Here is a 19,143-nt window from a genome sequence, read left to right as displayed (position 1 = left end):
CACTTCTAGCTGTTGCTCTAACATATTGTTGTGGTTAAGCACGAGTTGGTAATCGCTGGTTTTTTCTTTCATAACCGTAATTGCACGCTCTTGCTCTGCAATTTTGTTATCAGCTACTTTTGAATCACCTATTAAACCACCGGCAAATGCCCCAATAAACGCGCCTATTGGCCCGCCTACTACGCCGCCAATAATAGCGCCTGCACCTAAACCAATAGCCGTTTCTTTATGGGCTTCTTTTGATGGCGTGTTAGATGTTGAGGCAATTGCTGGAGTACAAAAACTAGCAACGAGTGTTAATGCAATTAATGTCTTCTTCATGATTTGACCCTTAAACTTACTTTTTAATTTGTGATGTTTTGTTTTGATGGACCTATTAAAACAAGTTCAAGTGGCAACAAAGGGGATCAAAAATGGCAAACTGCTGAGCAATTGTGGCAAAAAAATGGCAATTGCCTTTTTAAGCGTACTTAGCTTAAAAACTTCGATATAGTGCACAACAGAGCCGATAGGATAATGATTAAGATGAAAAAAATAGCCATCGTTGAAGATGAACCCGCAATCCGCGAAAACTACATAGAAATGTTGAGTGCACAGGGCTACCAAGTAAGTGGCTTTGCCGATCGCGCTAGCGCTGAAGCTGAATTTAAAAATGCCCTGCCCGATTTAGCCATTGTTGATATTGGCCTAGGCCATGAAATAGATGGTGGTTTTTTACTGTGCCAAACATTGCGTTCGCTTTCTAAAACGCTGCCTATTATTTTTTTAACCGCCCGCGATAGCGAAATAGATACCGTATGCGGCCTACGCATGGGCGCCGACGACTACCTAACAAAAGACATAAGCTTGGCTCACTTGGCTGCGCGTATTGGTGCGCTATTTCGCCGCATGGAAGCTCTTGAACAACCCGCTGATGCAAATGCACTCATAACACGCGGGCAGTTAACGCTCGACACGCAACGTATGCAGGTATTTTGGCAGCAACAATTAGTTGATTTAACCGTAACCGAATTTTGGATGCTGCATTCACTCGCCCAGCGACCAGGCCATGTTAAAAGCCGTAACGATTTAATGAGCGATGCAAAAATTTATGTAGACGACAGCACTATTACTTCACACGTAAAACGTATTCGTAAAAAGTTTATAGCACTCGACAGCACCTTTGATTGCATAGATACCGTGTATGGCATGGGCTATCGGTGGGAACAACACTAATGCTACGATTTGGTCTGCGCAGTAAATTTATATTACTTTCATGTTTTTTGTTTTTGCTGCCGTGGCTTGGCTACGAGTACGTATGGGAAATGGAAAAGTTTTTACGCCAAGGCCAAGAAAAAACCCTCGTAGGCACCACTCGTGCACTTGCTACTGCATTACATGAGCGCCCTGCATTATTTGACGAGCAAACCAACTTTTTAGACCAAGTTGTAAAAGGTCGCGATTTATACGCTTATAATCTTAAAAACCCTATTCAGCTCGACGGTAAACTTAACGATTGGGAAAGTTACCAGCCGTTATTTTGGCACTACGACAAACGCTATTTACAAAAAACAGATAACAAACATCAAGCCAGTGACTTATCGTTTGATCATATGGTTGGCAAGTTTGATAACTACTTATACGCCGCATTTAAAGTCACCGACAATACCCTTATTTATCGCGCTAAAAATAGTTTAAGCATTACCAATAACGATTATTTACAAATTGGCTTAAAAACACCTGACGGCCAATTTAATACCTATATAATTGCGCCACGCCAAGATGGCTGGGTTAATGCGTTTGATGCAAATATCAAAGCCCCTTTTACAAAAATTCAGGGCTATTTTGAAAGTACCGAATCAGGTTATAACGTAGAGCTGCGCTTTCCTATTAGCATGCTGGGCAACAAACTTGGCTTTGCTATTGTTGACATTGATAGTAAAGAGGCATTGCTAGAGCCTAAAATAATGTCGACCTCAAACTTAAATAACCCAAACGATTTAGGCTCAGTATTAGTCCCTTCTCCAGAAATTAGCCGTATTTTAAAAGGTATGGGCCACAGTGGTAGCCGCATTTGGGTGGTTGATAACCATCATCGTGTACTTGCGCAATCGGGTACTATTCAAAATGCAGATGGCGTATGGGCTGATGGACTTGCTAACAAAGCACCTGAAACTTGGTGGCAGCGCTTTGAGCAAAATTACTTACACCCAATTTACTATAAAATATTAACGCGCCCCGAAAATGAGTTTTTAGATACCCTGCACGATGTAGCTTCTATGCAGGGCACACATTTAGCGAAAGCATTAAAAGGACAACCTGCATCGTCTTGGCGCTTAACTCCCGACAGCAAAGCCGTTATTTTATCGGCCGCTTACCCTATTTGGATTCAAGACCAAGTAATTGGCGCGGTAATAGCAGAGGAAACCACAAACGGCGTACGTACGCTGCGTAACAAGTCACTTGAAAAACTCTTTAACGTTATTTTAGCTGTGATGCTAATTGGTACTGTCACATTGTTCTTTTTTGCCTCACGTATATCGAACCGAATTAGGCGGCTGCGCGATACCGCTGAGCAAGCAATTGATGCACAAGGGCGTGTTACCGGCAGTATTAATTACAGCGATGCTAACGATGAAATTGGGGATCTGTCTCGTAGTTTTTCAAACATTGTGAGCCGACTTGGTGGCTATACCGATTACTTAGAAAATATGTCGTCGCGGTTATCGCATGAGCTGCGCACGCCGGTTGCCGTAGTGCGCTCGTCACTCGAGAACTTACAAAGCTTGCCACAGAACGAGCAGAGCCAAAAATACCTCGACCGCGCCAGTGAAGGCGTTGAACGCTTAGGTAAAATAATAACCACCATGAGCGAAGCCACTCGCCTTGAGCAAAGTATTCAAAGCAACGAGCCTGAGCCTTTTGATTTACAAAAAGTAATAAATGGTTGCATGCAAGGCTATCAGCTTACTTACCCACACCAGTTATTTACGCTTGATGTATGCCAAAACAAATTACCTATGCAAGGTGCACCGGAGTTTATAGCTCAGCTGCTTGATAAACTTATTAATAACGCGCTGGAGTTTAGTGAAGCCAATACGGCTATTAATGTAAGCCTTAAGCAGAGCGAAAATAAAGCAACATTAACAGTGAGTAATACTGGTCCTGCTTTACCTGAAGGACTCACTGAGCATATTTTTGACTCTATGGTGTCGGTACGTAGCCAGCAAATGCAGCAACAGCCACATTTGGGGTTAGGGCTTTATATTGTAAGGCTGGTGTGCGATTACCATAAAGGCAGTGTAACCGCGCAAAACAACGAGCAAGGTAATGGTGTAGTGTTTACCGTAACACTGCCGTTAGCTAATGGTTAGGGCTGTATTTATACCGTTATATTTGTACCGTTATATTTATAGCCACTGCATTATATGCAAATAGTAAGTACGTAATAAATTAAATTCAGCTGTATATTTTTAGTTAAAAAGAGTTACTTTAATTTATCTTAATCCCATATAAATTAACAAATAAACCCCTCTCATCCCTTAAAACCCGCCGGTTACAATTTAGTACAACTTCAAATGTAACTATTCACTTTTTATTCAGTCGAATGACCATACCCTACATCATATTAAAGTATTGAATTGAAGGAATACTCATGAAACCATCACTAGAGCGTGAAGAACTAGACTTTATTTTTGACTTATACAGGCCCTCTAAAAAGCCCAAGTCTGAAGAGGTAAAACCAAAAAACACCAATTACAAAGAGCTAAGAAAGCACGACGCGACTAAAAACCAAGGTGTATCGCACTACTTAGTCTAATTTTATTACGCTTGGGACTTCTCATGTTCTAAAAATGCTTTAATGCAGTTTATTTCTGCAAGTTTTACTTCTTCGCCTATTTCAGGGCCTTTTTTGCCATTTTTAAGTGCATCTTGCACTACTTGTTTCTTATCCATTTTTTGCAGTTCAGTATGAATTGCTCGCAGCTTAGCTGCTTGCGGGTATGGCTTATCGACCAGTGTTTCACCACGCCCTTGTGCATCACATTGGCATGCTTGGGTAAACGCTATAAAACGTTCTGGGTGTACCAACGCATTTAAGTTAGTCACTATTAGCTTGTGAATGGTTTGCGGCCTTAACTGATCAATTGTATGGCAAAGGGTGTGATTATCACTGGTGAGTACGCCAACATCACGAAAACGGTTAGGCACTTTTAAGCGCTCACAAAACGCCTCAATAACTGCAACACCTTCGCGTTCGTGCCCACGTAGGTTTCCATGCTTTTTAAAACTAAGCGCTTTTCCAAAATCATGGGTAAGTGCAGCAAAACGTGCTTCTAAGTTAAAATTTAAATCAGCTGCACGCCTAAGTACCAACATAGTATGAACAAATACATCCCCTTCAGGATGATGGTTTGCCGGTTGCGGTACATTAACCATGCGCTCAAGTTCTGGAAAAATACCCAAGCCTTGCAATGCTTCAAAATAAAGCTCAGGGTGCTTTTCACCCAGTGCTTTTTCGGTTTCAAGCCACACGCGCTCAGGTACTAAATGATTGAGCTCACCTTTATTTTTAAGCTCGCGCATTAATGCATAGGTACTTGGGTGAATACGCCAATCACTGCCATAGCGCGCTAAAAAACGGGCAATACGCAGTACTCGAACAGGGTCTTCTACAAATGCCTCAGTGGTGTGGCGCAGTGTTTTATTTTGTAAGTCAGTTTGGCCATTAAACGGGTCAATAATATTACCGTGTTCATCAAGCGCCATTGAATTTATGGTCAAATCGCGCCTTGCTAAATCTTCTTCGAGCGTTACCGTTGGGCTGGCATCAACCACAAAGCCAGTATAGCCTTTGCCACTTTTACGCTCTGTACGTCCTAGTGCGTATTCTTCTTTTGTTTTTGGGTGTAAGTAAACCGGAAAGTCGCTACCTATTGGCACAAAACCAAGCGATTCCATCGTTTTTGGTGTTTCCCCAATCACAACATAGTCGTTATCTTTTGATTTTATATTTAGCAGTTTGTCGCGCACTGCACCGCCAACGAGGTAAACTTGTTTTAAGTTACTTTTCACTTTATTCCCAATAACACTTGCCCAATTGTTTGACGCTAATCATATCATTAATTAAAAAATTCTGCGGTATTTGCCAAGCTTAAGTAAGCTCATTACAATGGCGCATTATTTTTAGCTATAGCCTCACAATTAATGAAAAACCATTCATCAAAAAAAGAACTCATGTTACTACCCATTTTATTAGTGGTTATTTTGATGTGTGTGGCGGGTCACTTTTTACTACAAGCAAATTTTCAAGACAGTAATGTGGTTGAATACATGTTGGCAGCACTGCCGTTTGCTATGTTTGGGTTGGTTATTGTGGCGTTTAAAATGGCGGCTAAAAGCGAAAAGGATGAACAAAACGAGCAGGACTCTTAATCCTACTCTGTTTTAGCTACTTATTATAATTTAAAGTATGTGATAGCCAAACCAGTCTGGCTTTATCGGCTGCGATATACCGCTGGGCGTGAGCTTAATGTTTAGCTGGCTGTCGAGTAAATCAATGGCAAAGCAATCGTCCACATCATGTAAATCATCTTTATGAATATGACTAAGCCCTGCGAGCAAATCGTTTTTAGCGCGCTCTTTAGCTTCATGGCTACTGCTTGCAACATACAGTGCAAAGTCATGTTGCTCAGCCATTGAATCACTTCTGTAAGCGCCTAAATTTACAAAATAGAGTTGTTTATTTTGCTCCACATAGCTATCAACAACTTCTACTTTAAAGCCATCAATATGATTAATTGCCATGTAGCTATCCATGTGAACACTACTTCTGTCTCCTACCCACTGGCTTTTTAACTTTGAGTAGGTTTGCTCTATATTCTCCCCTACTACAAAACGAATATCATGCATTTCAATGTGGCAACCTTGAATCCGGCCACCTAAATACACCATAAATAACTGCATGCTTTTCCTTAACCTAAATTATCAACATCAATATTATGCTTTTTAATCAACTTATAAAAATCTGAGCGATTGCGCTTGGCAAGCTTAGCGCCTTCAGCTACGTTACCACCTGCCATTTTTAAAGTGTTAATTACATAGTCGCGCTCAAACTCTTTTTTAGCGTCGTTTAGTGATAATGGTTCTACGTTTGTTTCGTTACTATTTAGCGCAGCTAACACTAAGTGCTCTGAAATAACATCGCTTGGCGTTAATGCTACAACCTGCTCTACTACGTTTTGTAATTGGCGGATATTACCTGGCCAGTCGTAACGTACAAGCGCATGCATAGCATCGCTTGCAAAGTGTTTTTCAGTTTGGTTCATGCGCTTAGCAATGCTTGCACTAAAGTGCTGTGCTAATAAGCTTATATCTTCGCGGCGCTCACACAGTGGCGGTAATTTTAAATTAACTACGTTTAAGCGATAGTATAAATCTTCTCTAAATTGCTGGTTTAAAATAGCTTCAGGAAGATTTTTATGTGTTGCCGACACTATGCGTACATCAATTGCTACCTCTTCTTGAAAACCTACTGGGCGAATTGTTTTTTCTTGTAATACGCGCAGTAACTTAACCTGTAAGTTAAGCGGCATATCGCCAATTTCGTCTAAAAATAACGTGCCACCCTGTGCTTGTTGAAACAAACCTTGGTGATCTTTAATTGCACCCGTAAACGAGCCTTTTTTATGACCAAATAATTCGGACTCTAAAAGCTCCCCTGGTACAGCACCGCAGTTAATTGCAACAAAAGGGCCACCGCTTACATGGCTATGCTGATGAATCGCCTGTGCGAGTAATTCTTTACCAGTACCACTAGCCCCCGAAATAAGTACATTAACTTGCGTTGGCCCAAGTAGTTTTACTTGCTCTAACAAGTGCAGCATTGCACCACTGCGCGTAACTATATTACTTTTAGGTGCAGCTTCATCGGCGTTAACACCATGAATTTCTATCGCTTTAGCAAGGCTGTCAAATAGCTCATCTTTATCCACTGGTTTAGTTATAAATGCAAAAATGCCCTGCTTAGTTGCCTCTACTGCATCAGGAATTGAGCCGTGCGCTGTCATCATAATGACAGGTAATGCAGGGTAACGGCTTTGCAGCTGACGATGCAGTGCCATACCATCCATTTCATCCATACGTAAGTCGGTTATTACGGCGTCAAACACTTGGCTTTTAAGTATTTGCAGTGCGGTTAAGCCGCTTTCGCAGGTTGTTACTTCGTATCCTTTTGATTCAATACGAATAGCGAGCAGTTTTAATAAGCTAGCGTCGTCGTCTACGAGTAATACTTTTGCACCTTGTACTTTAGTTGCGGCCATAGTTACTGCTCCTTCGTTTCTTCTCGTAGTAAAAGTTGCTGCTCAATCGTTGCTAACGATGAGAGGGTTTCTTGCATTTTATTATTAAGTGCTTGCTGCTCTTTTTTAGCATTTATTTGCATAGTTACTTGCTGCTTTTGAAGCCATAAATATTGCTTTATGTCATCAGGCCAAAAGTAAGCAAGATCGAGCTTTAGCAACTTAGTCATTACCGTATTTGGATCACCATTTATGTTTAAGCACATGAACTTAAAAAAGCGTTTAAGCTCGTTTTCGCCTGTAAAAACATCTTTGCTAGGTATCAATTTAAATCCACCACACTGATTAGCGTGCCATGCAATAACTTGCTCTGCAGGAGGATAGCTTGGTTCAATTTTTGGTCTAGGTTTTGGACTAGGATTACTGTTTTTGTCGGTCGTTTTTTTTGTATCGACCACAGGTGCAGGTGTAATTGACACACGCTCTTCTTGCCCATTATTAATTTCACAACCTGATATAACCATGCTGCTACTGAGCACACATAAAATAGCGATTAAACGCAAGCGCATGTTAATTAACTCCTAGATTTTTTGTTATGGGAATTTTAATTGAAAACCGGCAACCATGTGGCTCGTTATGCTCAACACTAAGTGTACCTCTTAGCTGTTCAACAGACTCTTTTACAATAGTTAAACCCAGCCCACTGCCTTGCAGCGTAACATTTTTACTGTGTTTACCTTGATAAAATGCGCTGAAAATTTGAGTTTTTTCTTGCTCTTTAATACCGCACCCTTTATCAAGTACAACGATACAAAGCTGGTTTTGCTCAAGCGCTAAATTAATAGTAACGCTTTGCTTATCGTCTGAAAATTTTAAGCCATTTGAAATAAGCTGAATTAAAATCATCTCAATAAGCTCACTAGGTAAAGCAAGCGGTTTGTTAGGTAAAGTATTTTGCCACTGCAGAGCTTGCTGACGCGCAGTTAAGCGATGCTCAAAATGGCTATTAATTTTATTAATAAGAAGACTAAATTCAACTTCGCTTAAGCTGTCTTTACTGGTGCGAATCGCATTATAACTCAGCAAGCTGTCAATCATTGTACGAAGGCGTACCATAGATTGGCTAATAAGCTCAAGCACTGCTTTTTGCTCAGCAGTAATTGGGCCTACTATTTCATCAGTTAATAAGTCAGTGCCTTCGACCATTGAAGCAAGCGGCGTTTTTAGCTCATGAGTTACATGGCGTAAAAAAGTATCTTTTTGCTGCTCAAGCATATGAAGCTGTTCTTGTACCCATTGGAGCTTTTCTCCTAGCTCAACAAGCTCAGCTGAACCTTTCACAGATATTTTTTGCTGCCAATGCCCCTGCCCAAGCTTATCAATAACCGTAGTTAACCCTTTTAGTCGCCCACTTATGCGCCATAAAAAACCACCACCTACAATTAAAGTAAGTGGAATAAGTGCCACCAGCCAGTTTATAAATGAGGCTTGCAAGCTTGTCAGCTCATTTTGGTTATTGGTAATTTGCGCTTCGTTTTTATCACGTAACCATAAAGTAAGTTCAGCGACTAAATCGCTCACTGGCACAAATAGCTCAGCTTGTTGTTGTTTTTGCTCAACGAGTTTTACATGCGCGGTTTGTAAGGTGGTATATAAGCGTTGCCATTGGTGGATATACTCTTTATTCGTGTTTACAAATTTGAGTTCATCAATGCTTTGTAGGGATGATTGCCATTTATCAACAATGAGCTTATCTAGCGATTCACTTTTTAATACCCAGTTTTGTCTAGTGGCGCGTTCAAGACTGTTGAGTTCTTGCTTTAAAGTGTTAAACGATTTGGTAACTTGGTAGTTGCTACTCACAATACTTTGAGTAACCGCTAATTGCTTATTAAGCGCATTTAAAAATACGATCACCACTATAGAAAGCGGCAGTAACGAAAGCAGCATACTCATTGCAAATTGCCCAATTAAATTAGGCCGCCAGTTAAGCATTGCTTGGTATTTTTTAGCTATGGTTGCTGGCATTTCGTTTAGTCCTTTTAAGTTAAGCGTTCTATTATTAAGTGCTTACCTTATACACTAGCTGAACCAGCAATTATATTTAATACGATTAACAGCCAGCACTACAAAACAATGTGTCGCCAAATAGAGACAACGTAACTCGTTGATTTTAATAAACTCCCTTTTAACCCCATTAAATAGTGTTGCAAAAGGCGCACAAAAATTACAATAAACCCAGTAAAAACTTCTCACTGGCTTAAAGCTAAAACAATAACCAATTGAAAAATAACAATAATTATTATTGGCACCATTTTTGTAATAGGAGTAATAACTTTAATCAATAAGGAAATAATTATGAACAAACGCATTTTAGTAATTTCATCATTACTGGCTTTAGGCTTTTTAGGCGCTAATGCACACGCAATGGACGTTCACGCGACTTTTAACGAACTTGATAAAGACAGTAACGGCACATTAAGTGAAGCCGAAGCCGGTGAAGATGCTGTGTTACACGAGAATTTTTCTCAAATTGATACTAATCAAGATGGGCAATTGTCGCTAGATGAATTCAAAAAATTTATTCAATAAACTCATTTAATAAGGAACGTGATTATGAAACAACTTATAGCCGCTTTTTCATTAATGTTTTTAGCAATTAGTGCCACCGTAATTGCATCGCCAACAAATGTGCGTTTTGCCCACTTAGATAAAGATATGGACGGACAAATATCAATTGCAGAAGCAAAGGAAGACAAGGAAGTAATGAGACAGTTTGCCGACTTAGATGAAGACGGTGATGAAAAAGTCTCAAAAAAAGAATTTGAAAGCTTTAAACCTTAATGAGTAATTACTGATTAAGCTTTACTTAAGCTTGTTATAGGTAAACTGGAATTAAAAGCATTTGCCATAATCCCTGAGGGAGTGTGTAAAAGGATTTAATGTTGGGAGTTAAATTACGGCAAGTGCTTTTTCCTTTTCACTTTATTTTAGCCACAAACTTTAAATACATCTTTTGGAAGGAACACCATGAAGATACTTCCCCTTACTATAAGCATCTTAATGCTATTAAGCTTTGATGCCGCTGCACTTGATGTAAAGCAACGCTTTGATCACCTCGATAGCGACAAAAGTGGCTATTTAACGCATGACGAACTTGATCCCCAACCACAACTATTAAACACATTTGTAAAATGGGACAAAAACCAAGATAACCAAATTTCGTTAATCGAATTTAAAAATTACCTTACCAATAACCTCTACTGAGTATTTTTCATGAAAAAAACAAGCTATATAGCGCTTTTTGCGTTTAGTATTTTTAGCACATTAGGCTTTGCTGCAAGCAACAATGTTGCAGAGCAATTTGAAAAACTTGATAGAAACCAGGATGGTTTTTTAACACGTTCAGAAACCGCTGTAGACCCCGCTTTGTGGTCTCGATTTTCAAGCTATGATCAAGACAAAGACGGCAAGCTAACGCTAAGTGAATACAGTTTATACGCTAGTAAATAAACCCTTTCAAAAGCTAGATATTTTATGTTCTAGCTTTACTGCTTTTTTCTTCATCATAATTTGTCTCACATATTGGTATTATAAAGTTGGGTTTGCTAGTGTTAAAGCACTAACAATAAAAAATAATGCCTTATGTCGCTCAAAAAAATAATAAAACCACTCATACTAGCCAGCCTTTGCGCTAGTTCTAGTTACACTATTGCACAAACAAAAGTAATTTATAATGCCAACGGTTATACCCCTTTATATCAAGGTGAAGTACAGCAGTTTACTACCCTCGTTATTAAAAATGGCAAGGTAGTAAAACTAGGTAGCGATACACTTAAAGATAGCTACCCAGATGCCAAGCTAATTGACGCGCACGGTAATACCTTATTACCAGGCTTAATTGATGCTCATGGGCACGTTATTGGCCTTGGCGATAATTTATCGCAACTTGATGTACGCGGTGCAAAATCGGTTGATGAAGTAACGAATAAACTAAAAGTATTTGCCGATAACAAACAAGGTTGGATTATAGGGCGAGGTTGGAACCAAGAGCTATGGCCTGATACACGCTTTCCTACGGCTAAAGATTTAGACAAAGTAGTTAACGATCGACCTGTGGTGCTTTCTCGAGTTGATAGCCATGCCATTTGGGTTAATTCAAAAGCGCTCGAACTTGCAGGTATTACCGCCCAAACAAAAGCACCTGAAGGCGGTGAGATAATTAAAGACGAATTTGGCAATCCTACGGGTATTTTTGTAGACAAAGCAGAATCGCTAATTACCCAGCATATGCCAGCCCCTTCAAAACAAGATATAAGTGACTCACTTGATGCAGCAGGTAAACATTTATTAAGTTTAGGCATTACCTCTACTCACGATGCAGGTATTGATAAAACCACATGGGAGGTTTATAAAGAGCGCGGCGACCTTGGTAATTTACCGCTACGTATTGTGGCAATGTTAAGTGGTGCAAGCCCTGATTTAGACACAATGTTAAAGGCAGGCCGATACCACGACAAAAATGACTTTATGGAAATTCGCAGTGTTAAAGTTTACGCCGATGGCGCACTGGGCTCTCGTGGTGCAGCACTTATTGAAGAATATGCAGACAGACCTGGTCACCATGGTTTAATGCTTGAAACGCAAGAGAAACTCGAAGCACTCTTTACACAAAGCTTTAAAAGCGGCTTTAGCGCAAATACTCACGCCATTGGCGACAAAGCAAATAAAGTAGTACTTGATGCCTATCAAAATGTGTTTAAAAAAACGGGCGGTATATTACTACGAAACCGAATAGAGCACGCCCAAATTGTAACCCCTGATGATATCCCTCGCTTTAAAGCGTTAAAAATAATCCCTTCAATGCAGCCAGTGCATGCCACTTCAGATATGCATATGGCAGAGCAGCGTTTAACTGAAAAACAACTAAGCGGCGCCTACGCGTGGCAAACATTTTTACAGCAAGGTTCGGTTGTTGCTGCGGGGTCTGATTACCCTGTAGAGCTTGCAAATCCATTTGATGGTTTGTATTCAGCCATTACACGCATGGATCATAACAAACTACCGGAAAACGGCTGGCGTGCAAGTGAAGTACTAAGCCGCGAAGATGCATTACGTGCATTTACTCTTGGCGGCGCCTATGCAGCTCATCAAGAATTTAAGGTGGGTAGTTTAGAAAAAGGTAAATGGGCCGACTTTATTTTAATTGATAAAGACTACTTTAAAGTACCTGTTGAGGAGATATACAAAACAAACGTACTGCAAACATGGGTAGCAGGTAAGCTTCGCTATAAAAAAGAAGAGGTTACAAAAGCACCATAATTAAAAATAAACAAATTAATTATTAAATTTAATTAAAGTAATCAAAAAGTGTGTCGATAAGGAGGGGTATTTATAAAATCCCCTTATGTTTCAGGAAGAAAACATGTTATCAAAAAAAATAACTCTTACTTTATCGGCACTTTTTACACTATCACTCTCAGCTTGCTCTACCCACCCTGTTTACAATGGACATGCACCACATAACAATATTGGCTATAATAATGCCCATAATCGCTATGCTGAAAATAATCAGCCGCGCGTGAGTAATTGGCAATTTCCAGAAAATAATTACCGCCCAATTAACAGCAGTAAGTTACTAAGTAATTACACAGAGCAATTAGCAATGAAGCTAATTGAAAATATGAATTACATAAATAGTAGCACGCCTATCGCTATAACTTCGTTTGTAAATTTAGACGACAACCTGCAAACTACTAATATTTTTGGCAATCATTTAGCTGAAAGCTTTATTACTGAATTACAAGAGTTTGGTTTGTCTGTTGTTGATTATAAGCACACAGGCACAGTTCACGTGACGCCGATGGGTGATTTTTCATTTAGCCGTAATGGCAAAGATATTAAAGGCTACCCACATATTGAATACACTTTAACTGGGACGCTTACATACACCAACCGCGGTGTTATTGTTAATGCTCGTATTATTGGCGCTAAATCTAAAGTAGTGGTGTCATCAGCTAAAGGGTTTATTCCCAGCTTTGTGGTTGAATCGCTATACCCTACTCGCAGAACCGATGGAATAGTACTAGACGCTATTCAATAGAAACAAAAAGGGTTAACGCAAGTTAACCCTTTTTGTTTGTGTAATAAAACATGTTTAGCTAAACATGTTTTTCACATCTTTTAGCATGTCGTTGTACTCATCACTTGTGAATAGCTGCATAGACGGTATAACGCCTTTGTCTATATACGTTTGCAGCGCTGCAGACTTATCAGAAACTTGTAACGTGCCCTCTAAAATAGCCCCTACTCGAATAAAATCCACGTAACTTACTTTTTCAGGTTTGTAACTTGGGTCAGCCCAGCTCTGAGCTACATCAACAAACTCTTTAGGGAATTCCCACGCTTGCATAATAGATGAGCCAATTTTTCCACTCAGCTTTTGAATTGCATGAGCCAAAAAGCTTGGATTAGCAAATACCTCTGGGTGGCGCTCAGCTTCAGTTAAAATTGGTAATACACCAATATTATAAACAAGTGCGGCGAGTGTAATAGAATCGCGGTTTAGTGACGTGTGCTTACTATTTTTTAAATAAAACTCCATGAGTGATATTGAATGGCTAGCAACGGTTAATGTTTTTTGCCATGCCTTACCCATGTAGCCTTTAATTAGCTCATTATTTGATACAAATAATTGTTCCATAGCCATAGCTGTAGCAATGTTTTTAATTTGACGTAATCCAATACGAGTCACTGCTTGTTGTAAATTAGATACTTTTACAGAACGTCCCATAATCGCACTATTAGCTACTTTTATCATACGAGCTGAAAGCGCTGGATCTTGTGAGATTACATCTGACATTTGGATTAAATTCACATCTGGGTTATCTGCAGCTTGGCGAACCTTAATCGCTACTTCAGGTAGCGTTGGTAAAACCAACGTATCGTTATTTATTCTATCGACTAGAATCGTTAATAAAGCGTTTTCTGTAGACATAAAGCTGCCATCCTTTTGTGTTCAGCCTGTAAAGTAACTGCAAACTCAGGCAGTTAATTTTCGTATTAGTAATATAATTAGTATTGTCTAACTTACCGATAAAGTTAAGAAAATTATAGAAGTTTATTTTTATTTATAATGCTTTACCGCTCATGCTTGCCTTACAACGCCAAATACTTGCTATTTACCATTTAGTTTTGCTTTAATGCACTCACAATAAGGAAGCGTTTGTACATACTTAATATTTTAACTAAAGCAGTACAAATTATTAAACTTACTTTTTAACAGGCAATATAATGATCTTAAATAAAATTAGCCAAGCAATTATGCTCTCTGGTGTTGTTTTTCTTAGCGCATGTTCTGAACAAGCGCCGTCTTCTACCGACAACACAGCCGTAGAGCTTGCTCAAAAAAGCAGTGCACAGTCAGGCCCTAAGCTTATTAATGCAGATAAACAACGTTTAGATATTTACACCGACTTTAGCTTACAAAGTGATTTATCGCACTTAAGCGATAATCAACGAGCAATGGTTGCAAAGCTTATTGACGCTTCAAAAATAATGGATGAGTTATTTTGGAAGCAAGCATTTGGTGAAAATAAAGATGCTTTTTTAGCAAAACTAAACGATGAAAAAGTACGTAAATTTGCTGATATTAACTATGGTCCATGGGATCGTTTAAATGGTGATGAAGCATTTTTATCCAGCTATAAAGAAAAACCTCTTGGCGCACAGTTTTACCCTGCTGATATAACCAAAGAAGAGTTAAACAATGCAGACGTTGAAGATAAAACAGGGCTTTATTCTGTAATTAAGCGTGATGAGCAAGGTAAGCTTTACAGCGTGCCTTATTCAAAAGAATACGCTGATGAGCTTGCAAAAGCCGCTGATATTTTACGTGAAGCAAGCAAACTTGCTGACGATAAAGAATTTGCTAACTATCTAAACTTGCGTGCCGATGCTCTACAAAAAGATGACTTTCAAGTATCTGACTTTGCTTGGATGGATATGAAAAATAACCCAGTAGATGTGGTTATTGGTCCAATTGAAACTTATGAAGATCAATTATTTGGTTACCGCGCAGCTTATGAATCTTACGTACTTATTAAAGATTTAAAATGGAGCGAACGCTTAGCTAAGTTTGCAGCATTTTTACCTGAACTTCAAAAAGGCTTACCTGTAGATGCTAAGTACAAACAAGAAGTACCAGGCTCTGACGCCGACCTAAATGCATATGATGTTGTTTACTACGCTGGGCATTCAAACGCAGGTAGTAAAACAATAGCAATTAACTTACCAAACGATGAGCAAGTACAGCTAGAAAAAGGAACTCGTCGTCTGCAACTTAAAAACGCAATGCGTGCTAAATTTGATAAAATTTTAGTGCCAATTTCAGAGCAGTTAATTGTACCAGAGCAGCGTAAACACATTACTTTTGACGCATTTTTTGCCAATACGATGTTCCATGAAGTAGCGCATGGTTTAGGTATTAAAAATACAATTACTGGTAAAGGTACTGTTCGTCAATCACTACAAGAACACGCAAGTGCCCTTGAAGAAGGTAAAGCCGATATTTTAGGTCTATACATGATTGAACAGTTACTTAAAAAAGGCGAAATTACTGAAGGCACTATTGAAGATTATTACACGACCTTCATGGCAGGTATATTCCGCTCAGTTCGTTTTGGAGCATCAAGCGCGCATGGTAAAGCAAATATGATCCGCTTTAACTTTTTTGCTCAAGAGGGTGCTTTTTCTAAAAATGAAGAAGGCTTATACCGCGTTAATATGGAAAAAATGAGCATTGCAATGGCCAAGCTTTCTCGCTTAATTTTAACTCTGCAAGGTGATGGCGATTATGAAAAAGTAGATCAACTAATTGCAACGCATGGCGACATTAAAGAAGAACTCGCTAAAGACTTAGAAAAACTAAGCAAAGCTAATATCCCTGTAGATGTAACATTTAAGCAAGGTAAGGAAGTACTAGAGCTTAAATAAGTTTAGTTAAACTTAGTTAAACCCTAAAAAAGCGTTGCAGCTTATAACTGCAGCGCTTTTTTTAGCTCTGTGATTTGTAGATCTGTATAAGGCACTGCTGGGTGTTTACCCCATATTGGCGCAGGCCATGCAGCATCACTCGTAAAACGCGCAATATGATGAATATGTAATTGCGGTACCATATTACCTAAAGCCGCTATGTTTAATTTATCAGGTTTAAATACATCCATTAATAATTTACTTAGCTTGGCTGACTCTTTTAAATAAACAATTTGATCATCCTCAGATAAATCAATTATCTCTTTTAAGTTAGCCTGCCTAGGCACTAATACAAACCACGGATACAAGCTGTCGTTCAATAAAAGTACTTTACACAACGGCCAATCGGCAAGTTCTATACAGTCGCGTTTAAGTTCTGGCGCTAGTTTAAATTCAGGGTGAGTCATTGCTATGTCCTACTTTGTCTTTGATAATCGCCACTTTATAGCATTTAGTTGCAGTTGAACACGCTTGGCTTTACCATCAAAGCAATATTTATAATAAGCTAAGGCAACCTTGTGCTAAAAAAAATAAAACACTTCTCACTAGCTATACCGTTAATGGTTGGCGCTATTAGTGTTCAAGCAAAACCTTTATCGCTGGAGCGAATTTTTGACGATCCGAGCCTTTCTGGTAAATCACCTGTACAACTTAAATTTTCGCCTGACGGCAGCCGTGTAACTTACCTACAAGGAAAAAGCGATGACTACAACCGCTACGATTTATGGGAATACAATCTAAAAGATAACACCAACCGTGTGCTAGTTGATTCAGCAAAGTTATTTTCAGGCCCAGAAAACCTATCAGATGAAGAAAAAGCACGCCGCGAACGCCAACGTATTTTTGGTAAAGGCATACTTGAATACAAATGGTCTAAAGATGGCAAAGCACTTTTATTCCCACTCAATGGTGACCTTTATTATTACGATTTAGCCTCAGCTAAAAGTAAAAAACTAACCGACACTGAAGCATTTGAAACCGATGCACGCTTTTCACCTAAAGGTAACTACGTATCGTTTATTAGAGAGCAAAACCTTTATGCTTTAGAGCTTGAGTCTGGTAAAGAGATTCAGCTTAGTAAAGATGGCGGCGGCGTAATTAAAAATGGTATGGCCGAATTTGTTGCTCAAGAAGAAATGAGCCGTATGACAGGTTACTGGTGGTCAGGTGATGAAACTAAAATTGCCTATACCCGCGTTGACGAAACCCCTGTAAAAGAAGCTATCCGTAACGAAATTTACGCTGACGAAGTTAAATTATTTAACCAGCGCTACCCGTTTACAGGTACCGATAACGTTAAAATTCAACTTGGTGTGGTTAAGCTAAACGACCAAAAAGTAGATTGGATTGATTTAGGTAAAGATGAAGACATTTACATTGCACGCGCTAAATGGCTAAAAGACGGCAATACACTGTCGTACCAATGGCAAAATCGCTCGCAACATAAATTAGAACTGCATTTTTATAACAGCGAAACTAAAGCCCAAAAAGTAGCGCTGACCGAAAATAGCGAAACGTGGATAAACCTACATTTTGATCTTGAGTTTTTAAAAGACAAAAAACACTTTGTATGGGCATCTGAGCGCGACGGCTTTAAACATTTATATCTGTATCGTACAAACGGTCAACTTGTTCGCCAAATTACCTCAGGTGACTGGGCTGTTGATAGCTTAAAAGGTATTGATGAGAAAAAAGGCATTGTTTACTTTGCCGGTCGAAAAGATACACCGCTTGAAAGCCATTTATACAGCGCGCCTTTATTTAAAAAAGGCGATGCCAAACGTATTACCGAAAAAGGTCAGTACCACAATGTTGTGCTAGCAAAGGACAGCAAAACCTTTATCGATAATAGCTCTTCTGATAATAAACCAAACTCAGCAGCACTTCGTAAAGTAAACGGTGAATTTATTACCTGGCTTGAAGAAAATAAGCTTGATAGTAGCCACCCCCTTACTCCTTATTTAAGCGACTTAACAAAACCAGAATACGGCACAATTAAAGCCGATGATGGTCAAGTTATGCATTACCGTTTATTTAAGCCTAGCACCATTGCTGATGGCAAAAAGCACCCTGTTATTGTTAACGTATACGGCGGCCCGCATGCTCAACGAGTGACGAATAGCTGGCGCAGTAAAAACTTGTACTTTCAGTACATGGCGCAACAAGGTTATGTAATTTTTCAACTGGATAACCGTGGTTCGTACAACCGTGGTAAAAAGTTTGAAGATGCTATTTATAAACATTTAGGTGTGGTTGAAGTTGCCGATCAAATTAAAGGCGTAGAGTTTTTACGTACACTTGATTACGTTGATCCACAACGCATCGGTGTTTATGGCCACAGCTACGGCGGCTACATGGCGCTTATGACTATGTTTAAAGCGGGCGATTACTTTCAAGCCGGCGTATCAGGTGCTCCAGTAACCGATTGGGCTCTATACGATACACATTACACAGAGCGTTATTTAGGTCACCCCGATACAAATGCTAAAGGCTATGAAGACAGCGCAGTATTTCCATATGCTGATGGCTTAAAAGGCCCATTAATGATTTACCATGGAATGGCTGATGACAACGTATTGTTTACGCATTCAACTAAGTTGTTTAAACAACTGCAAGATAACGAAAAGCAGTTTGAAATGATGACCTACCCAGGCTCTAAGCACAGCCTACGCGGTAAACAAGTGCAAACACACTTACATCAAACAATTACAAACTTCTTTAATCGCCATTTTGACGTTAAATAAGCAAGTAAAGTAATAACAGACTAAAGGCTGATTGATAAATCAGCCTTTTTTTTGCATTAATAGGCGTTAAGCCTAGATTAAAC

Annotated in this window: 20 protein-coding genes; 12 read left to right on the top strand and 8 right to left on the bottom strand. The window is 39.3% G+C overall.

What is annotated here, in order from left to right; genetic code table 11:
• Positions 1-321, bottom strand: a 321-nt coding sequence (locus H5088_RS06440; protein WP_182752471.1) for a DUF456 family protein, incomplete at its 3' end; no start/stop codon positions are given.
• Between the two features lie 204 nt (positions 322-525).
• Here H5088_RS06440 and pdsR point away from each other — a divergent pair.
• From pdsR to H5088_RS06425, 3 genes are all read left to right on the top strand, one after another.
• Positions 526-1,215 (top strand): proteobacterial dedicated sortase system response regulator, encoded by a 690-nt coding sequence (gene pdsR, locus H5088_RS06435; RefSeq protein WP_182752470.1) that lies wholly within the window; start codon positions 526-528, stop codon positions 1,213-1,215.
• Positions 1,215-3,353 (top strand): proteobacterial dedicated sortase system histidine kinase, encoded by a 2,139-nt coding sequence (gene pdsS, locus H5088_RS06430; RefSeq protein ID WP_182752469.1) that lies wholly within the window; start codon positions 1,215-1,217, stop codon positions 3,351-3,353. The genes pdsR and pdsS overlap by 1 nt, the downstream gene beginning before the upstream one ends.
• Positions 3,354-3,634: 281 nt before the next feature.
• Positions 3,635-3,799 carry a hypothetical protein gene (locus H5088_RS06425; RefSeq protein WP_182196201.1) on the top strand — a complete coding sequence of 55 codons (165 nt, stop codon included), beginning with the start codon at positions 3,635-3,637 and terminating at the stop codon, positions 3,797-3,799.
• Between the two features lie 5 nt (positions 3,800-3,804).
• On the opposite strand, the gene H5088_RS06420 is transcribed toward H5088_RS06425, so the two are convergent.
• Positions 3,805-5,055 (bottom strand): multifunctional CCA addition/repair protein, encoded by a 1,251-nt coding sequence (locus H5088_RS06420; RefSeq protein ID WP_039485010.1) that lies wholly within the window; start codon positions 5,053-5,055, stop codon positions 3,805-3,807.
• A gap of 132 nt (positions 5,056-5,187) precedes the next feature.
• Between H5088_RS06420 and H5088_RS06415 the strand changes: the two genes are divergently transcribed.
• Positions 5,188-5,415: a hypothetical protein gene (locus H5088_RS06415; protein ID WP_007581571.1), complete on the top strand. Its 228-nt coding sequence runs from the start codon at positions 5,188-5,190 to the stop codon at positions 5,413-5,415.
• 30 nt (positions 5,416-5,445) lie between these two features.
• On the opposite strand, the gene H5088_RS06410 is transcribed toward H5088_RS06415, so the two are convergent.
• From H5088_RS06410 to H5088_RS06395, 4 genes are read right to left on the bottom strand one after another with little or no spacing between them, the layout of a single operon-like run.
• A complete protein-coding gene (locus H5088_RS06410) occupies positions 5,446-5,946 on the bottom strand; it encodes a DUF1543 domain-containing protein (RefSeq protein WP_002961636.1) in 501 nt (166 codons plus the stop codon).
• A gap of 8 nt (positions 5,947-5,954) precedes the next feature.
• Complete coding sequence (locus H5088_RS06405; protein ID WP_182692549.1) at positions 5,955-7,304, bottom strand: sigma 54-interacting transcriptional regulator; 1,350 nt, start codon at positions 7,302-7,304, stop codon at positions 5,955-5,957.
• A 2-nt stretch (positions 7,305-7,306) separates the two neighbouring features.
• Positions 7,307-7,852: a hypothetical protein gene (locus H5088_RS06400; RefSeq protein WP_182752468.1), complete on the bottom strand. Its 546-nt coding sequence runs from the start codon at positions 7,850-7,852 to the stop codon at positions 7,307-7,309.
• Between the two features lies 1 nt (position 7,853).
• Entirely contained in the window at positions 7,854-9,311 is a 1,458-nt protein-coding gene (locus tag H5088_RS06395) for a sensor histidine kinase KdpD (protein ID WP_182752467.1), read from the bottom strand.
• Positions 9,312-9,641: 330 nt separating this feature from the next.
• Between H5088_RS06395 and H5088_RS06390 the strand changes: the two genes are divergently transcribed.
• The 6 genes from H5088_RS06390 to H5088_RS06365 all read left to right on the top strand — a co-directional run bounded on the left by H5088_RS06390 (position 9,642) and on the right by H5088_RS06365 (position 13,386).
• Positions 9,642-9,875 carry an EF-hand domain-containing protein gene (locus H5088_RS06390; RefSeq protein ID WP_002961641.1) on the top strand — a complete coding sequence of 78 codons (234 nt, stop codon included), beginning with the start codon at positions 9,642-9,644 and terminating at the stop codon, positions 9,873-9,875.
• 24 nt (positions 9,876-9,899) lie between these two features.
• Complete coding sequence (locus tag H5088_RS06385; protein ID WP_024597597.1) at positions 9,900-10,127, top strand: hypothetical protein; 228 nt, start codon at positions 9,900-9,902, stop codon at positions 10,125-10,127.
• Between the two features lie 186 nt (positions 10,128-10,313).
• Positions 10,314-10,550: an EF-hand domain-containing protein gene (locus H5088_RS06380; RefSeq protein ID WP_182694203.1), complete on the top strand. Its 237-nt coding sequence runs from the start codon at positions 10,314-10,316 to the stop codon at positions 10,548-10,550.
• 9 nt (positions 10,551-10,559) lie between these two features.
• Positions 10,560-10,796 (top strand): calcium-binding protein, encoded by a 237-nt coding sequence (locus H5088_RS06375; protein ID WP_002961647.1) that lies wholly within the window; start codon positions 10,560-10,562, stop codon positions 10,794-10,796.
• A gap of 132 nt (positions 10,797-10,928) precedes the next feature.
• Positions 10,929-12,605 (top strand): amidohydrolase, encoded by a 1,677-nt coding sequence (locus tag H5088_RS06370; RefSeq protein ID WP_182752466.1) that lies wholly within the window; start codon positions 10,929-10,931, stop codon positions 12,603-12,605.
• A gap of 103 nt (positions 12,606-12,708) precedes the next feature.
• Positions 12,709-13,386, top strand: a complete 678-nt coding sequence (locus H5088_RS06365) for a FlgO family outer membrane protein (protein ID WP_182752465.1) — start codon at positions 12,709-12,711, stop codon at positions 13,384-13,386.
• 54 nt (positions 13,387-13,440) lie between these two features.
• Here H5088_RS06365 and H5088_RS06360 read toward each other — a convergent pair whose 3' ends face one another.
• Positions 13,441-14,280, bottom strand: a complete 840-nt coding sequence (locus tag H5088_RS06360; RefSeq protein ID WP_002961652.1) for an HDOD domain-containing protein — start codon at positions 14,278-14,280, stop codon at positions 13,441-13,443.
• A 296-nt stretch (positions 14,281-14,576) separates the two neighbouring features.
• Between H5088_RS06360 and H5088_RS06355 the strand changes: the two genes are divergently transcribed.
• Positions 14,577-16,277 carry a dipeptidyl-peptidase 3 family protein gene (locus tag H5088_RS06355; protein ID WP_182752464.1) on the top strand — a complete coding sequence of 567 codons (1,701 nt, stop codon included), beginning with the start codon at positions 14,577-14,579 and terminating at the stop codon, positions 16,275-16,277.
• Between the two features lie 41 nt (positions 16,278-16,318).
• Here H5088_RS06355 and H5088_RS06350 read toward each other — a convergent pair whose 3' ends face one another.
• A complete protein-coding gene (locus tag H5088_RS06350; RefSeq protein ID WP_165743397.1) occupies positions 16,319-16,723 on the bottom strand; it encodes an HIT domain-containing protein in 405 nt (134 codons plus the stop codon).
• Positions 16,724-16,834: 111 nt separating this feature from the next.
• Here H5088_RS06350 and H5088_RS06345 point away from each other — a divergent pair, with 111 nt between their 5' ends.
• Positions 16,835-19,060, top strand: a complete 2,226-nt coding sequence (locus H5088_RS06345) for a S9 family peptidase (RefSeq protein ID WP_182752463.1) — start codon at positions 16,835-16,837, stop codon at positions 19,058-19,060.
• The last annotated feature ends 83 nt before the right edge of the window (positions 19,061-19,143 follow it).

Source organism: Pseudoalteromonas sp. SR43-3 (genome assembly GCF_014163875.1).
In the GTDB taxonomy this organism is placed as follows: domain Bacteria; phylum Pseudomonadota; class Gammaproteobacteria; order Enterobacterales; family Alteromonadaceae; genus Pseudoalteromonas; species Pseudoalteromonas distincta.
The sequence above is the reverse complement of the archived record's forward strand: the minus strand, read 5'-3'. Positions and strand labels throughout refer to the sequence as shown.

What these genes read in the sequence shown, in the direction of transcription:
- pdsR (WP_182752470.1), top strand. Translation starts at nt 526, where the DNA reads ATGAAAAAAATAGCCATCGTTGAAGATGAACCCGCAATCCGCGAAAAC.
- pdsS (WP_182752469.1), top strand. Translation starts at nt 1,215, where the DNA reads ATGCTACGATTTGGTCTGCGCAGTAAATTTATATTACTTTCATGTTTT.
- H5088_RS06425 (WP_182196201.1), top strand. Translation starts at nt 3,635, where the DNA reads ATGAAACCATCACTAGAGCGTGAAGAACTAGACTTTATTTTTGACTTA.
- H5088_RS06415 (WP_007581571.1), top strand. Translation starts at nt 5,188, where the DNA reads ATGAAAAACCATTCATCAAAAAAAGAACTCATGTTACTACCCATTTTA.
- H5088_RS06410 (WP_002961636.1), bottom strand. Translation starts at nt 5,946, where the DNA reads ATGCAGTTATTTATGGTGTATTTAGGTGGCCGGATTCAAGGTTGCCAC.
- H5088_RS06405 (WP_182692549.1), bottom strand. Translation starts at nt 7,304, where the DNA reads ATGGCCGCAACTAAAGTACAAGGTGCAAAAGTATTACTCGTAGACGAC.
- H5088_RS06400 (WP_182752468.1), bottom strand. Translation starts at nt 7,852, where the DNA reads ATGCGCTTGCGTTTAATCGCTATTTTATGTGTGCTCAGTAGCAGCATG.
- H5088_RS06395 (WP_182752467.1), bottom strand. Translation starts at nt 9,311, where the DNA reads ATGCCAGCAACCATAGCTAAAAAATACCAAGCAATGCTTAACTGGCGG.
- H5088_RS06390 (WP_002961641.1), top strand. Translation starts at nt 9,642, where the DNA reads ATGAACAAACGCATTTTAGTAATTTCATCATTACTGGCTTTAGGCTTT.
- H5088_RS06385 (WP_024597597.1), top strand. Translation starts at nt 9,900, where the DNA reads ATGAAACAACTTATAGCCGCTTTTTCATTAATGTTTTTAGCAATTAGT.
- H5088_RS06380 (WP_182694203.1), top strand. Translation starts at nt 10,314, where the DNA reads ATGAAGATACTTCCCCTTACTATAAGCATCTTAATGCTATTAAGCTTT.
- H5088_RS06375 (WP_002961647.1), top strand. Translation starts at nt 10,560, where the DNA reads ATGAAAAAAACAAGCTATATAGCGCTTTTTGCGTTTAGTATTTTTAGC.
- H5088_RS06370 (WP_182752466.1), top strand. Translation starts at nt 10,929, where the DNA reads ATGTCGCTCAAAAAAATAATAAAACCACTCATACTAGCCAGCCTTTGC.
- H5088_RS06365 (WP_182752465.1), top strand. Translation starts at nt 12,709, where the DNA reads ATGTTATCAAAAAAAATAACTCTTACTTTATCGGCACTTTTTACACTA.
- H5088_RS06360 (WP_002961652.1), bottom strand. Translation starts at nt 14,280, where the DNA reads ATGTCTACAGAAAACGCTTTATTAACGATTCTAGTCGATAGAATAAAT.
- H5088_RS06355 (WP_182752464.1), top strand. Translation starts at nt 14,577, where the DNA reads ATGATCTTAAATAAAATTAGCCAAGCAATTATGCTCTCTGGTGTTGTT.
- H5088_RS06350 (WP_165743397.1), bottom strand. Translation starts at nt 16,723, where the DNA reads ATGACTCACCCTGAATTTAAACTAGCGCCAGAACTTAAACGCGACTGT.